At 69.9% G+C, this 15,625-nt stretch carries 10 protein-coding genes and 4 tRNA genes; 4 read left to right on the plus strand and 10 right to left on the minus strand.

Annotated features, from left to right (window positions below; all coding sequences use genetic code 11):
• Window positions 1-71: 71 nt before the first annotated feature.
• Window positions 72-326, minus strand: coding sequence for a DUF3073 domain-containing protein (locus ACFVTC_RS23930; protein WP_037615441.1), 255 nt, complete (start codon window positions 324-326; stop codon window positions 72-74).
• Between the two features lie 332 nt (window positions 327-658).
• Window positions 659-1,747, minus strand: a complete 1,089-nt coding sequence (locus ACFVTC_RS23935; RefSeq protein ID WP_168528871.1) for a Glu/Leu/Phe/Val dehydrogenase — start codon at window positions 1,745-1,747, stop codon at window positions 659-661.
• Between the two features lie 191 nt (window positions 1,748-1,938).
• Here ACFVTC_RS23935 and ACFVTC_RS23940 point away from each other — a divergent pair, with 191 nt between their 5' ends.
• On the plus strand, window positions 1,939-2,832 hold the full coding sequence (locus ACFVTC_RS23940; protein WP_390130121.1) for a hypothetical protein: 894 nt from the start codon (window positions 1,939-1,941) through the stop codon (window positions 2,830-2,832).
• A 646-nt stretch (window positions 2,833-3,478) separates the two neighbouring features.
• Window positions 3,479-3,685: a developmental transcriptional regulator BldC gene (bldC, locus tag ACFVTC_RS23945; protein ID WP_003949541.1), complete on the plus strand. Its 207-nt coding sequence runs from the start codon at window positions 3,479-3,481 to the stop codon at window positions 3,683-3,685.
• Between the two features lie 516 nt (window positions 3,686-4,201).
• On the opposite strand, the gene ACFVTC_RS23950 is transcribed toward bldC, so the two are convergent.
• From ACFVTC_RS23950 to ACFVTC_RS23985, 8 genes are all read right to left on the minus strand, one after another.
• Window positions 4,202-4,402: a DUF6274 family protein gene (locus ACFVTC_RS23950; RefSeq protein ID WP_390130123.1), complete on the minus strand. Its 201-nt coding sequence runs from the start codon at window positions 4,400-4,402 to the stop codon at window positions 4,202-4,204.
• A gap of 302 nt (window positions 4,403-4,704) precedes the next feature.
• Window positions 4,705-4,779 (minus strand) — tRNA-Asp (locus ACFVTC_RS23955).
• Between the two features lie 93 nt (window positions 4,780-4,872).
• Complete coding sequence (gene hrpA / locus ACFVTC_RS23960) at window positions 4,873-8,841, minus strand: ATP-dependent RNA helicase HrpA (protein WP_390130125.1); 3,969 nt, start codon at window positions 8,839-8,841, stop codon at window positions 4,873-4,875.
• A gap of 261 nt (window positions 8,842-9,102) precedes the next feature.
• Entirely contained in the window at window positions 9,103-9,456 is a 354-nt protein-coding gene (locus ACFVTC_RS23965; protein ID WP_390130126.1) for a hypothetical protein, read from the minus strand.
• 101 nt (window positions 9,457-9,557) lie between these two features.
• Window positions 9,558-9,634: transfer RNA gene (locus ACFVTC_RS23970), tRNA-Phe, on the minus strand.
• A gap of 23 nt (window positions 9,635-9,657) precedes the next feature.
• Window positions 9,658-9,732: transfer RNA gene (locus ACFVTC_RS23975), tRNA-Asp, on the minus strand.
• A 46-nt stretch (window positions 9,733-9,778) separates the two neighbouring features.
• Window positions 9,779-9,851: transfer RNA gene (locus ACFVTC_RS23980), tRNA-Glu, on the minus strand.
• Window positions 9,852-9,932: 81 nt separating this feature from the next.
• Window positions 9,933-11,579, minus strand: a complete 1,647-nt coding sequence (locus tag ACFVTC_RS23985) for a metallophosphoesterase (protein WP_390130128.1) — start codon at window positions 11,577-11,579, stop codon at window positions 9,933-9,935.
• A 170-nt stretch (window positions 11,580-11,749) separates the two neighbouring features.
• Here ACFVTC_RS23985 and ACFVTC_RS23990 point away from each other — a divergent pair, with 170 nt between their 5' ends.
• Window positions 11,750-12,100: a metallopeptidase family protein gene (locus ACFVTC_RS23990; protein WP_194280875.1), complete on the plus strand. Its 351-nt coding sequence runs from the start codon at window positions 11,750-11,752 to the stop codon at window positions 12,098-12,100.
• 1,047 nt (window positions 12,101-13,147) lie between these two features.
• Window positions 13,148-15,430, plus strand: coding sequence for a DEAD/DEAH box helicase (locus ACFVTC_RS23995; RefSeq protein ID WP_390130130.1), 2,283 nt, complete (start codon window positions 13,148-13,150; stop codon window positions 15,428-15,430).
• The last annotated feature ends 195 nt before the right edge of the window (window positions 15,431-15,625 follow it).

The raw sequence follows: 15,625 nt of genomic DNA on the forward strand, positions 1-15,625 counted from the left end.
TCTGTCGGCAGAAGTCCGCCAACAGGAATCTGCTACGAGAAATCGCGGAAACCGCGAGGGACGCTGTTGCGTCAAGCGCCGCGACGTTGGGACTGGGGACCGGACTGGTCGTCCTCGTCCTCATCGTCGTCGTTGTAGAGATCCGCGTACTGGGCGTACGGGTCGTCTTCCTCGTCGTCGTCCTCGAACGGCTCGCCATTCGGCGGCTGGCTCGAAGTCGAAGCGCCCAGCTCATTGGCCAGGCGCGAGAGGTCAGTCCCGCCGCTGCTGTACTTCAGCTGGCGGGCGACCTTCGTCTGCTTGGCCTTTGCCCGGCCGCGCCCCATGGCTCGACCCCCTCGGATACGGGGCTCGGTGGCCCCAGAGTCTTGACACGCGTTCATGATCTGGAACGGACTCTCCATGGAGAGACCGGTCCGTAGGGCTTCCACGGTACCTGAGCCCGCGCCCATACGGTACGTCGCCCGCAGGACGCGCCTATGCCCAGAACCCGCGAGGTGCCCTGTCCCCGCTGGTCAACCGCGATTTTAACCTCTTCTTGGCGCCCGACCCGCCGACAGGAGTGAGAGTTCTCTCCAAGTCTTCCCTCGGCGGGTCCCTGACAAGCGCGAAACGAGCCGGAACGAGGGGTTCCGAATGGCTGGTTCCGTCAGTTCCGTCAGCCGCGGCGACGCGCCTCCGCCATCCGCTGCTCGGCGATCCGGTCGGCCGCGGCGGCCGGCGGAATCCCGTCCTCCTTCGCACGTGCGAATATGGCCAGCGTGGTGTCGAAGATCTTCGCGGCCTTCGCCTTGCACCGGTCGAAGTCGAAACCGTGGAGCTCGTCGGCGACCTGGATGACCCCGCCCGCGTTCACGACGTAGTCGGGCGCGTACAGGATCCCGCGGTCCGCGAGGTCCTTCTCGACGCCCGGGTGCGCGAGCTGGTTGTTGGCGGCGCCGCACACGATCCTCGCCGTGAGGACGGGCACGGAGGCGTCGTTCAGTGCCCCGCCGAGCGCGCAGGGGGCGTAGATGTCCAGCCCCTCCACACGGATCAGCGCCTCGGTGTCGGCGACGGCGGTGACCCCGGTCGGGTGCTTGTCCAGGATCCGCCGCACGGAGTCCGCCCGCACGTCCGTGATGACGACCTCGGCGCCGTCCTGGCGCAGATGGTCCACGAGGTGGTGGCCCACCTTGCCGACGCCCGCGATGCCCACCCGGCGGCCCCGCAGCGTCGGGTCGCCCCACAGGTGCTGCGCGCTCGCCCGCATGCCCTGGAAGACGCCGTAGGCGGTCAGGACCGACGAGTCGCCCGCGCCGCCGTTCTCCGGCGAACGGCCGGTCGTCCAGCGGCACTCCCGGGCCACGACGTCCATGTCGGCGACGTAGGTGCCGACGTCGCAGGCCGTGACGTAACGGCCGCCGAGCGAGGCCACGAACCGGCCGTAGGCCAGCAGCAGCTCCTCGCTCTTGATCTGCTCGGGGTCGCCGATGATGACGGCCTTGCCGCCACCGTGGTCGAGACCGGCCATGGCGTTCTTGTACGACATCCCGCGCGAGAGGTTCAGCGCGTCGGCGACGGCCTCCTCCTCGCTCGCGTACGGGTAGAAACGCGTCCCGCCGAGAGCGGGGCCCAGAGCGGTGGAGTGGATGGCGATGACGGCCTTGAGGCCGCTGGCCCGGTCCTGGCACAGCACGACTTGCTCATGACCCCCCTGGTCCGAGTGGAACAGGGTGTGCAGGACGCCGTCGGTTACGTCGGTCACTGTGGTGACTCCCAGGTAAGTAGCGGCGGTTGACGACGGTGCCCGTGCGGATGGCGGGCTCCCGTGGGCACGAGGGTAGAGCCTGCGCCCGGTCACCATCCGCGCAGTGTTCAGGATCACCTTCTCCCGGAGTACGTTTCCGCACGGCCGTGGGACGATTTGCAGTGTTTTCCCGGTCGCTCGTGTGCCGGTTGAACACGTTCCCGCGCGGGTTTCGTGTTCGGCCCGATGGGGAGGGAGCAGAGGTGTCCTCGGTGGTCGTCCCGTACGCGTCGTATCTGCGCGTCTACGAACCGCTGGCCGCCTTCGCGGAGCCGGAGCGCGGCCACTGGGCGCGCTACGCCCGGCGCGCGGAGCGTCCGTCGTACCAGGACGAACTACGCCGGTCCCTGGCCGATCTGCTTCCGACGCCGCCGATCCCCGTGCCGGTGCACGAGAGCGCCGACGCGTTCGTGCTGGACGTCGACGGGGTGCTCTGCGTCTGCCCCTGGCGCACCCGGCTGCGGGGCTGGCAGGCGCTGGGCGAACTGGGCGAGGAGCTGCCGGTACCGGTCCTGGACGCGGTGCTGCCCCCGCTCGTCCGCCGCCAGGCCGCCCTGGACTACGAGCGCTGGCTGGCCCGCAACCCCGACGCCCGCCCGTGGATCCGCAGCTCGACCTGGCAGGTGCCGCTGAACTGGTTCGTGCTCGTCTCCGACGAGGAGCGGGAGTACGAGAAGGGCGCGGGCGGCGACGGAGCGGCGCCGGTGCTGCGCTACCGGACGCCGATGGTGCAGGCGCGCCGGCGGACCGCGCGGGCGCTGAAGACGCTCCGGGACACCCTCGACGAAGGGCCGCTGATCGACGGCCTGGTGGACGTCGGGCGCTGGCTGGAGGAGTTCCACCCGCGCTCGCTGGTCGAGCTGGACTACGGCGGGCTGGTGCACGCCCTGCCGGCCGGGCACCTGGAGGACGATCACTCGGCGGCGGACGTGGCCGAGGGCATCGAGGCGCTGCGCGACGGGGACGGGCCCGCCGCGGGCGAGGCGTACGGGCGGCTGGTGGAGCGCTGGCGCTCGGTCAGGGACCGGCAGTCCTCGAACTGAGGTCCGCCGGGTGGAACGGGTGGATCGTGCGGGACGGGCGTGTCGTGAGGGGTGGGCGGGGACGGGCGGGGCGCGTGTGTCCCGTGGTCCTGTTCGGGACATGTGACGCGTATCTCAGCCGACAGCAACCGAACTGACGTATGGTCCTCGCACGCCGAAGAGGTGCCACTGTGGGACGTAGGTCACGACTACGGGACGTAGGTCCCGATCCGGTCTTTTGCGTCAACGGTGCGTCAAGCGTGACGGATGGCACTTACCTGGCTCTTGCATCGCTTACCCCTCCCCGTGCCAAAATAGGACAAGGAGTCCGGGGAGGGCTCCTTCTACCCATGTTTGGGTGGAATCTCCGCATTGCACGCTATGGGGGGTCTGGTGACTCCTGATCGTCCTGTGACTGATCGTCACAGTGTCGTGACTGTCCGCTATGGCATGGTCCATCGGCTTCCGTCGCTGATGAACACCTGGGAGGGCAATTCCATCGGTTTGGCCGACGCGGCTGGACGGATGGTGTAGTTGTAGTGCCGAGGACAAGCCGTTCGTCCTATAACCGACTCGACTCGCGTCCGCCATTTCGGGCAACGCGGGTCAAGGTGCAGAATTTAGAGGAAAGAACCGAGAAGGTTCGGTTCTCCCGAGGAGGCCGCTCATGACCGCTCGCACCCCTGATGCCGAGCCGCTGCTGACCCCGGCTGAGGTCGCCACCATGTTCCGCGTCGACCCCAAGACGGTCACACGGTGGGCGAAGGCCGGCAAGCTCACGTCCATCCGCACGCTCGGCGGGCACCGCCGCTACCGCGAAGCGGAGGTCCGTGCACTGCTCGCGGGCATCCCGCAGCAGCGCAGCGAGGCCTGAACAATTACATAAACGGACAATTCGGCAGCTCCCCCAATCCGCCGGAACGTCCGAACCACAGCTTCAAGCGACGCGGGTCCTGCCCCAACAGGGCTCACGCCCGACCCAGTTCCACTTGTGACAAGGGTGCGTCGTCGATCGCGCTGGACTCCGCCGGGTCCAGCGCGATTTTTTTGTGCCCCGCCGGTTCCTGGCGGGGCGCCGCCCGCGCTCCGCCGGTGCCCTGGGCGCGCCCTCTTGACGCTCCGCTTGTGCGCCTGACGGTCGCGGGAGCGGGCGGTGCGGAGGGTCCGTGAGCGGCCTTGTAGGAGTGTGGGGAGGGCTGTCGGATCTCCGGTGGGAGTCCTCGGTGGGTGGTGCAATTGCACATATTAAATTGACTAGTTGTAGGTGGGGTGTAAGTTTCGCTGTTCTGAAAACTTATGCGGTGACACCCGTCACATGCCAGAGTCCTTGTCGCTCACGACTCCCCTGCGCTAAAGGAGTTGGGAGCGAGGTGTATTCCCGGCGACCCGCTCACGCCTTGGAAGGGCTCTCCTCCTCGGCCGCCGTCTCCGCCGCGGTCTCGTCCTCCTCGCCCTGCGGAGCGGGTTCCAGGGCCAGCCTCAGGAGTTGGTGGCAGATCGGGCAGTGCCGCGTCAGATGGCGGTACCCGGAAGCGGCCGCCAAGTGGGCGCGGAGCAGGGCACGCGTCTCGTGCCGGGCCGATGCCGCCATGGGCCACCTCCAAGGGGTCGAGAGCCCTGGTTTCCGGGGTACCCGGGGAATGTGGCGCCGTCAAGACGCGGGAGCCCCGGGGGCGGGACCGGGACGGGGTGGGTTGGGCGCGCGGGAGGGCGGGAGTGCGGGAGGGCCGGACGTGCGAGGGTGCCGGGTGCCTGAGGGTGTCGGACGCGCGAAGGTGCCGGCGCGTGAAGGTGTCGGACGCGCGAAGGCGTAGGCGCGTGAAGGCGTAGGCGCGTGAAGGTGTCGGACGCACGAGAGCCCGGGTCCGAAGACCCGGGCTCTCGTATCTACTGCGGTCCTGACGGGATTTGAACCCGCGGCCTCCACCTTGACAGGGTGGCGAGCACTCCAAACTGCTCCACAGGACCAGGTTTCGCAGTCACTTTCGTGCGCTGTGCTGCGAGAAGAGACTGTACAGGAGGGTGAGCCCGGGGTCGAACTCACCCACCGTACGGGCGTCGTTACGGTGCCACGGCGTCGATCGCCTTCACGATGCGCTTGTCGGAGACGGGGTACGCCGTACCGAGCGCGTGGGCGAAATAGCTGACCCGGAGCTCCTCGATCATCCAGCGGATGTCCAGGACCTGCTGCGGGACCGGACGGCCCTGCGGCATCTGCTCCAGGAGCCAGGCGTACTCGTCCTGCATCTCGTGGACCTTCTCCATCCGGGTGGTGTCCCGTTGGACGCTGGTCGGCATCTGCTGCAGCCGGCGGTCCGCGGCCACCAGGTAGCGCATGAGGTCGGCCAACCGCCGCAGACCGGTCGCCGTCACGAAGCCGGGCTTCACGAGGGCGTCCAACTGCTTGCGTACGTCCGCGAGGTTCGCCAGCAGCACGGGGCTCCTGGCGTCCTTCAGGCGGCGCTCACAGGCCTGCCAGGCGGCCAGCACCTGCTGCACCTGCCCGACCGTACGCACCGTCGTGTCGACGATCTCGGCGCGTACCCGGTCGTACAGCTTGCGGTACGACTCCTCGTCCCACGCCGGGCCCCCGAAGTCGCCGATCAGCTTGTCGGCCGCGGCCGTCGCGCAGTCGTCGAAGAGGGCCTGCACGGTGCCGTGCGGATTGGCGGACAGGGCGAGCTTCTGGGCGTTCGTCAGCTTGTCCGAGGCGAACTTGCCCGGGTTCACCGGGATGTTCCGCAGGATCAGCCGCCGGGTGCCCCTCCACATGGCCCGTGCCTGTTCGGCCTCGGTGTCGAAGAGGCGTACGGAGACCGTGTCGCCGTCGTCCACCAGAGCCGGGTAGGCCTTGACCGGCTGCCCCGCCCGGCGCGTCTCGAAGACGCGCGCCAGCGAGCCGATCGTCCAGTCCGTGAGGCCCGTGCGCTCCAGGGACTCGCCGCCCTCGCGCTCCGCCGTCGCCGCCGCGGCCTGCGAGATCGCCTTGCGGGCCTTCGGCTTCAGCTGGAGCTGCAGCGCCTGGAGGTCCTTGTCCTCGGCGAGCTTGCGGCGCCGCTCGTCGACGATCCGGAAGGTGATCTTCAGGTGGTCGGGGACCCGGGACCAGTCGAAGTCGTCGGCGGTGAGCGTGACACCGACCATGCGCTTCAGCTCGCGCGCCATCGTCGTCGTCAGCGGCTCCTGGAGGGGGACCGCACGGTCGAGGAAGGCCCGCGCGACGTTAGGGGCCGGCACGTAGTTGCGGCGGATCGGCTTGGGGAGGGAGCGGATCAGCTCCGTCACGACGCCCTCCCGCAGCCCCGGGATCTGCCAGTCGAAGCCCTCGTCCGTCACCTGGTTCAGGACCTGCAGCGGGATGTGGACCGTCACGCCGTCCGCGTCCGCGCCCGGCTCGAACTGGTACGTCACGCGGAACTTGAGCCGCCCCTGACGCCACGAGTCGGGGTAGTCGTCCTTGGTGACGGCCCCCGCCTTCTCGTTGATGAGCATCGAACGCTCGAAGTCGAGCAGTTCGGGCTCGTCGTGGCGCTTGTGCTTCCACCAGGAGTCGAAGTGCGCTCCGGACACGACGTGCTCCGGCACCCGCTGGTCGTAGAAGTCGAAGAGCGTCTCGTCGTCGACCAGGATGTCCCGGCGCCGGGCGCGGTGCTCCAGCTCCTCCACCTCGGTCAGCAGCCTGCGGTTGTCGGCGAAGAACTTGTGGTGCGTGCGCCAGTCACCCTCCACGAGGGCGTTGCGGATGAAGAGTTCGCGGGACGTCTCGGGGTCGATCCGCCCGTAGTTGACCTTCCGCTGGGCGACGATCGGCACGCCGTAGAGCGTGACCTTCTCGTACGCCATCACGGCCGCCTGGTCCTTCTCCCAGTGCGGTTCGCTGTACGTCCGCTTGAGGAGGTGCCCGGCCAGGGGCTCGACCCACTCGGGCTCGATCTTCGCGTTGACCCGCGCCCAGAGGCGGGAGGTCTCCACCAGCTCCGCCGACATCACGAAGCGCGGGGGCTTCTTGAAGAGCGCCGAACCGGGGAAGATCGCGAACTTGGCGCTGCGGGCGCCCAGGTACTCGTTCTTGCCGGTGCCGCGCCCGCTCTCGCCGCCGGTCTCCTTCACGTCCTTCATGCCGACGTGGGAGAGCAGGCCGGCCAGGAGCGAGACATGGACGCTCTGCTCGGCCGCGTCGTCCTCGTTCGGGTGGATGCCCATCTGCTTCGCCACCGTGCGCAGCTGGGTGTAGATGTCCTGCCACTCGCGGATGCGCAGGAAGTTCAGGAACTCCTGCTTGCACATGCGGCGGAAGGCGGAGGAGCCCCGCTCCTTCTGCTGTTCGCGGACGTACCGCCACAGGTTCAGGAACGCGAGGAAGTCGCTGCTCTCGTCCCGGAAGCGGGCGTGCTGCTGGTCGGCCTGCGTCTGCTTGTCGGAGGGGCGCTCGCGCGGGTCCTGGATGGACAGCGCCGCGGCGATCACCATCACCTCGCGCGCACAGCCGTTCTTGTCGGCCTCCAGCACCATCCGGGCCAGCCGGGGGTCGACGGGGAGCTGGGCGAGCTTGCGGCCGGTTTCCGTGAGCCGCTTGCGGACGTCCTTCTCCGTGGGGTCCAGCGCGTTCAGCTCCTGGAGGAGCTGGACGCCGTCGCGGATGTTGCGGTGGTCCGGCGGGTCGATGAAGGGGAACTTCTCGATGTCGCCGAGGCCGGCGGCGGTCATCTGGAGGATGACGCTCGCCAGGTTCGTACGGAGGATCTCCGCGTCCGTGAACTCTGGGCGGGAGACGAAGTCGTCCTCGGAGTACAGACGGATGCAGATGCCGTCGGACGTACGGCCGCAGCGGCCCTTGCGCTGGTTGGCGCTGGCCTGCGAGACGGGTTCGATCGGGAGACGCTGGACCTTGGTGCGATGGCTGTAGCGGGAGATGCGGGCGGTGCCCGGGTCGATGACGTACTTGATGCCCGGGACGGTGAGCGAGGTCTCCGCGACGTTCGTCGCCAGCACGATCCTGCGGCCGGTGTGGGGCTGGAAGACGCGGTGCTGCTCGGCGTGCGAGAGGCGGGCGTAGAGGGGGAGGATCTCGGTGAAGCGGTAGTTCTTCTTCGTGAGCGCGTCCGCCGTGTCGCGGATCTCGCGCTCGCCGGAGAGGAAGACGAGGATGTCGCCCTTGCCCTCGGCCTGCAGTTCCTCCACGGCGTCGGTGATCGCGGTGATCTGGTCGCGGTCCGCGTCGTCGCCGTCCTCCTCCAGGAGTGGGCGGTAGCGGACCTCCACGGGGTAGGTGCGGCCGCTGACCTCGACGATCGGGGCGTCGCCGAAGTGCCGGGAGAAGCGTTCGGGGTCGATGGTCGCGGAGGTGATGACGACCTTGAGGTCGGGGCGCTTGGGGAGCAGCTGGGCGAGGTAGCCCAGCAGGAAGTCGATGTTGAGGGACCGCTCGTGGGCCTCGTCGATGATGATCGTGTCGTAGGCGCGCAGCTCGCGGTCGGTCTGGATCTCGGCGAGCAGGATGCCGTCCGTCATGAGCTTGACGAAGGTGCCGTCCGGGTTGACCTGGTCGGTGAAGCGGACCTTCCAGCCGACTGCCTCGCCCAGGGGGGTGTCCAGTTCGTCGGCGACGCGTTCCGCGACCGTGCGGGCGGCGATGCGGCGGGGCTGGGTGTGGCCGATCATGCCGCGGACGCCGCGGCCGAGTTCGAGGCAGATCTTGGGGATCTGGGTGGTCTTGCCGGAGCCGGTCTCACCGGCGACGATCACGACCTGGTGGTCGCGTATGGCGTCGGCGATGTCCGATTTCTTCTGGCTGACCGGTAGCTGCTCGGGGTAGGTGACGGCGGGCACGCGGGCGCGGCGGTCGGCCATGCGGGCCTCGGCCGTGGTGACCTCCGCCTCGATCTCGGCGAGCACGGCGGTCCGGGCCTCGGGCTTGCGGATCCGGCGCGCGCCCTCGAGCCTGCGGCCGAGCCGGTGCGCGTCGCGCAGGGACAGCTCGGCCAGGCGGGGGGCGAGATCGCCGAGGGCGGGGGCAGGATGCGTAGACATACGCGGTCCAGGATCTCACCTCGCCGAAATTCCTGGCGAACGGTTTTGGGTGGGTCGGGGCCGTGCCGGTGTGTCGAGGCCGTCGCCGCCGGATCAGACGTGGGCCGGGCATGCGAACTGCTGCTCGATCCGAACGTAAGCGACGGCCTGCGACACACCGGCACGGCCCCTTCCGTGGCACGGCCCCCGCGGGTGGATGGGGGAGTGGGTGGAGGCTGGGAGGAGGTGGGTGGGGGACCGTCCGGGTGTGGGGCGAGGTGCTTACGGGGTCTTGGCGGGTGTTGCGGGGGGTGTAGCGGGTGGGGTCGGGTCTCGGCGGGAGGAGTCCGACTGGGCCATCGCCTGGGCGGTGTTGGAGACGGCCTTGATGCCCAGGTAGGCCGTGGTCATGCTGCTGACGGCGGTGAAGGCCGCGGTGAGGACGCCGATGATGACGGACTTGTCGCCGTCCAGGCGCCAGACTCCGAAGATCGCCACGGCGGCGATCGCCAGATTGCTCAGGAGGACCGCCTGCAATCCGTAGCGGGCGCGATACCGCTCCAGGTCGAGTTCGCGCACCGGCGCCTGCCGTTTGGCCGCGGTCTGCGGCTTGGGCTCGCCCTTGAGTAACACCATGGGTTCCCTATCCCCAGGACACCGTGTCTGCACGGTGCATGCCAAGTTCAGGGGTGAACCATACGATGAAGGGCCCCGTCCGATGGACGGGGCCCTTCATGTGGTGGCTGGGGCCGGGGTCGAACCGGCGACCTATCGCTTTTCAGGCGATCGCTCGTACCAACTGAGCTACCCAGCCACGAGGTTTCGAGGAAACCTCAGCGGTCCTGACGGGATTTGAACCCGCGGCCTCCACCTTGACAGGGTGGCGAGCACTCCAAACTGCTCCACAGGACCAAGCTGTTGCGTGCGACGCGTGAACAGTGTCGCACACGGTGTTGCGTGCCCCCAACGGGATTCGAACCCGTGCTACCGCCTTGAAAGGGCGGCGTCCTAGGCCGCTAGACGATGAGGGCTATCGGCCCGCCTGGGCGCTTCCTCAGCGCGTCGGGGACGTGAGAAGCATATGGGATGGCGGGAGGTATCGCCAAAACGGTTTACGGGGTGCCGCCGGAGGGGCTGGAGGAAAGGGTGGGAGGGGCGGGGGAGGTGGGAGGGGTGGGAGGGGTGTGGGGGGTGGGGGAGGCGGGAGGGGTGGATTGGGGGGCGCCGGGGTGGTTCTCCTTCGGGAGGTGTCGGCTGACCTCGGCCGTGGTGAGTCCGAGGCCGCCCAGTTTGATCTCGTCCCAGGCCTGGAGGAGGTGGGTGTCCCGGTCGACGTAGAGGACCGAGGCCTCGATGGGGTCCGGGTAGGTGCCCTCGATCGCGCGCAGACCGCTGCCGCCCGTCGAGCCCTCGACGCGCAGGCGGGTTCCGTACTTCATGACCTCCGTCTGTTCGTGGTGCAGGTGGCCGGCCAGGACCAGGGGCACCTCGCCGTCGGTCAGCCGGGCCGCCGAGGGTTCGTGGGCGATGGCGATGTCGACGGGGGTGCCCGCGGCGCGCTGGTCGCGCAGGGAGGAGGCGAGGCGGGCGCCGGCCAGTTCCTCCGCCGCGCCGCCGCCGGGCGCGACCGAGCGGTCGGGGGTGAACTGCGGGTCGCCGATGCCCGCGAAACGCAGGCCCGCGACCGTGAGCGCGCGGCCGTCGTCCAGGACGTGCGCGTTCTTCATGTGTTCCAGATAGCGCTGGGTGAGATGGCTGTCGTGGTTGCCCCTGACCCAGACGTACGGCGCGCCCAGGTCCGCGATCGGGTCCAGGAAGCCGTTCTCGGCCGCGGTGCCGTGGTCCATGGTGTCGCCGGAGTCGACGATCACGTTGATGTCGTACTGCTCCACCAGCGACGCGATGATCTTCCAGCTCGCCGGGTTGAGGTGGATGTCGGAGACGTGCAGGACCCGGATCGTGCTGGGGTCCGGTTCGTAGGTCGGGAGCGTCGAGGTGACGTCGTACAGCTTCGTCACGTTCGTCACCAGGCGCGCCAGTTCCTTCTGGTAGACGTCGAATTCGCTGACGATGCTGCGGGCGTTGCCGACCAGGGAGGGCGCGGAGGAGAGCAGGCCCGAGAACTTCGGTTCCAGTACCGAGTCCGGGTTCCAGGTGGCGAAGGCCGTCGCGCCGGAGGCGGCGAGGAGCGTGAGGGCCAGACCGCCCGCGGCCAGGGCGCGGCGTGGCCGGCGGTAGACCGCCAGGCCGAGTGCCGTGGCCCCGGAGACGACCGCGACGCAGGACCGCACGGCCAGGTCGAGGGTGCCGTGTTCGACGTCGTGCGCGACCTCGTCCTGGAGGCCCGAGAGGCGTTCCGGGTGGTCGACCAGGGCTTGTGCGCGGGCCGGGTCGAGCTGGTCGACGTTGACGTCGAGCCGGACGGGGGCGACATGGCTGTCGAGTACGAGGGCGCCGAGCGGGGAGACGTTTATCTTCGTGCCGCCGGTCACCGACGGGCGCAGGGTCATCGTGGTGTTCATCGGGCCGACGGGGGCGCGCACGTTGCCCACGACGAGCAGGCCCAGCCAGGCGCCGAGCAGGACGACGGCCATCAGGCCGAGCGCCCTGGTGTACGGGGACGGTTGCTGGACGAGTTCCTGGGCCATGGGACGGACGCGAGGGGTGCGGCGGACGCGGCGGACGCGGTCGCCGAGGGTGCGGCAGCGGCGGGCCAGGGCGGTCGCGGGGACGGTTACGGCAGCGGGGACGCGGGCCATTGGTCCCGTATGCCCAAGGGTGCGGGCGGGTATGCGGTGCGGCGCGGGCGGGAGGTCCCCCGCGACCGGGGGCCGGCGACTCCCGTCCCCGGAGGGCCCGGTGACTTCCGTGTCGCGTGCGGGGCCGTCGCCGACTCTCGTACGGGGCGGCGGTGCCGGACAATGGCGGTGTGCTGGAGATGACGCGCGAGGAGTTCGAGGAACTGGTCGCCGAGTCGCTGGACCGGATTCCTCCGGAGCTGACACGGCTGATGGACAACGTGGCGGTGTTCGTCGAGGACGAACCCGACCCGTCCGACCCGGGGCTGCTCGGGCTCTACGAGGGGACTCCGCTGACCGATCGCGGCGAGTGGTACGCGGGGGTGCTGCCGGACCGGATCACGATCTACCGGGGGCCGACGCTGCGGATGTGCGCGACCCGGGAGGACGTGATCGCGGAGACCGAGGTGACCGTGGTGCACGAGATCGCCCACCACTTCGGGATCGACGACGAACGGCTGCACGCGCTCGGATACGGGTGAGTCGTCCGGCGGGAGCGCGCCTTGCCGCGTGTCTTCTTGCGGGCGGCGGGTGTTGGGCAGGAGGACTCCCCGAACTTCCCCGGGCTCTCGGCAGCGATCGAGCGGGGGAGACCCCAACCGGAGGTGGCTGCCCGTGCGCCCCTTGTACGTACCCGTCCGTCTGGCCGCCACGGTCATCGTCGTAGCGGCCGCCGCCGGCTGCATGAGCGTGGGTGACGACGCGGGCCGCCCCGAGCCCGCGCACTCGGCGGGGCACCGCGGAAGCGGGGCACCGGGCGGGGGATCCGCGGGAGGCGGGGGCGGCGGCTGGTTCCACGGAGGGGCGGGGCCCAAGGGGGGTGCCCCGGGCCGGCCGGGTGAGTCGCCGTCCGGTGCGGCGTCCGCGTCCGCGTCGGCGTCGGGTGCGGCGAAGCCGTCCGGCGGGGCGAGCGGCAGCGGTGACGGGAAGGGGCGGCCGGCCCGGCCCGGCCCGTCCGGCGGTGTGCCGAGTCCCACCCGTGCGACGTCCGATCCGACATCGCCTCCGCCACCTCCCCCGCCGACCTCGTCGCCGTCCCCCGAGCCGAGTACGGCGGAGCCGTCGTCGTCGGCCCACGAGCAGGCCACCCAGCTGCTGAACCGGGTGCCGGCACCGCGCGCGGGCGAGCCGGTCCTCCGGCATGGCCGGTGGCGATGACGATGGGCGATGGCGATGGCGATGGCGATGGGGATGAGGAGGCAGGGGGGGCAGGGGGAGCAGGGGGAGGTTCGGGAGGGCGGCGGGGAGTGCTCTGTGGGAGAGGGAAAGAGGGCGGGGAATAGGTTCGGGGGCGGGGGTGTTCCTCTTCCCGTACGTGCCTGACCTGGCTTTTTGAGGTCAGTTTGCCTTCAGGGGTGAGGGGTGCGTATGGTAGTAGATCGTTTGATCCCATTTGCCCGGCGCCAACGCAGAGAGCGCCGCGTGGCGCGTACTCTCCCTTGCCGTGGCCGGACCGCATAGAGGCGGTCGATTGCGACTTCACGGAGTTTGGGCGCGTGCCGAAGAACTCCGGAAGGTTCGCATTTCGCATGTCTGTTTCCAGTACTGATCACGTCGTCGTGCCCGAGAACAACGAGGGCGACAACATCGAGGGCGTCGAGGCCGCTGTCGTGGCCTCCGTCGAGACCCCGGAGGCCGTCGAGGCCGCCGATGCCACCCCCGAGATCACCTTCGCCACCCTCGGTCTTCCCGAGGGCGTCGTCCGCAAGCTCGCTCAGAACGGTGTGACCAGCCCGTTCCCGATCCAGGCCGCGACCATCCCGGACGCCCTGGCCGGCAAGGACATCCTGGGCCGCGGCCGCACCGGCTCCGGCAAGACCCTCTCCTTCGGTCTGCCGACCCTGGCGCGGCTCGCCGGCGGCCACACCGAGAAGAAGAAGCCGCGCGCCGTCATCCTCACGCCGACCCGTGAGCTGGCCATGCAGGTCGCCGACGCGCTGCAGCCCTACGGCGACGTCCTCGGCCTGAAGATGAAGGTCGTCTGCGGCGGTACGTCGATGGGCAACCAGATCTACGCCCTGGAGCGTGGCGTCGACGTCCTCGTCGCCACCCCGGGCCGCCTGCGCGACATCATCAACCGCGGTGCCTGCTCGCTGGAGAACACCCAGATCGCCGTCCTCGACGAGGCCGACCAGATGTCGGACCTGGGCTTCCTGCCCGAGGTCACCGAGCTGCTCGACCAGATCCCGGCCGGCGGCCAGCGCATGCTGTTCTCCGCCACGATGGAGAACGAGATCTCCACGCTGGTCAAGCGCTACCTGACCAACCCGGTCACGCACGAGGTCGACAGCGCCCAGGGCAACGTCACGACCATGTCGCACCACATCCTCATCGTGAAGCCCAAGGACAAGGCGCCGGTCACCGCCGCGATCGCCTCCCGCAAGGGCCGCACGATCATCTTCGTCCGCACCCAGCTGGGCGCCGACCGCATCGCCGAGCAGCTGCGCGACGCCGGTGTGAAGGCCGACGCGCTGCACGGCGGCATGACGCAGGGCGCCCGCACCCGGACGCTGGCCGACTTCAAGGACGGTTACGTCAACGCGCTCGTCGCGACCGACGTCGCCGCCCGCGGTATCCACGTCGACGGCATCGACCTGGTCCTGAACGTGGACCCGGCCGGCGACCACAAGGACTACCTGCACCGTTCCGGCCGTACGGCCCGCGCCGGCCGCTCCGGCACCGTCGTGTCGCTGTCGCTGCCGCACCAGCGCCGCCAGATCTTCCGGCTGATGGAGGACGCGGGCGTCGACGCCGCGCGTCACATCATCAACTCCGGTACGGCCTTCGAGCCCGAGGTCGCCGAGATCACCGGCGCCCGGTCGATGACCGAGGTCCAGGCGCAGTCGGCGGGCGACGCCGCCCAGCAGGCCGAGCGCGAGGTCACGCAGCTCACCAAGGAGCTGGAGCGCGCGCAGCGTCGCGCCGCCGAGCTGCGCGGTGAGGCCGACCGTCTGGTCGCCCGTGCCGCGCGTGAGCGGGGCGAGGACCCGGAGACCGCGGTCGCCGCGGCCGCGGAGGCCGTGATCGAGCAGGCCGCGGCCGAGGTTCCCGCCGAGGTGCCGGCCGCCGTGGCCGAGCAGCCCGCGGAGCGTCCGTCCTACGAGCAGTCGCGTCCGCGCCGTGACGAGCGGGGCAACTACGAGCGTCGTGACAACGACCGTGGTGGCTTCCGTCGTGACGACAACCGTGGTGGCGGCTTCAACCGCGACGACCGCGGCCCCCGTCGTGACGACCGCCGTGACGGCGACCGCGGTGGGTTCCGCCGTGACAACGACCGCCGGGACGACCGTGGCGGCCGCTCCTTCGAGCGTCGTGACGACAACCGTGGTGGCGGCTTCAACCGCGACGACCGCGGCGGCCGTTCTTTCGAGCGTCGTGACGACAACCGCGGCGGCTTCCGTCGTGACGACAACCGTGGTGGCGGCTTCAACCGCGACGACCGCGGCGGCCGTACTCCCGAGCGTCGTGACGACAACCGTGGTGGCGGCTTCAACCGCGACGACCGTGGCGGCCGTACTCCCGAGCGTCGTGACGGTGACCGTGGTGGCTTCCGCCGCGACAACGACCGTGGCACCACCGGCCGTTCCTTCGAGCGTCGTGACGACCGTGGCGGCCACCGTGGCAGCGACCGTCCCTTCAACCGCGACCGTCAGGGCGACCGCCCCGCGGGCGGCGGCTTCCGCGCCGGCGGCCACGACCGTCCGTACGGCCGTCGCGACGACCACCGCGGCACCGGCACCGGCACCGGCCCCGGCACCGGCGGCGGTTCCTTCCGCCGCGACGAGAAGCCGCGCTGGAAGCGCAACGGCTGACGTCCGATGACATCCGCTGACGTCCACTGACGTCCGCGAGTGCTGAACGCCGTGGCCCCCACCGATCCGGTGGGGGCCACGGCGTTTTCCGTGCCCGTGGCCGCGCCCCCACGCTGTTTGAAAGACTTTCCGGAAACTTTGAACGCGCTGTACGATCAGCCCACTTCTGAGACGGATGCGACGGCCGGGGGGTCG

The organism is Streptomyces sp. NPDC057950 (assembly GCF_042887295.1).
Classification (GTDB): Bacteria; Actinomycetota; Actinomycetes; order Streptomycetales; family Streptomycetaceae; genus Streptomyces; species Streptomyces kaempferi.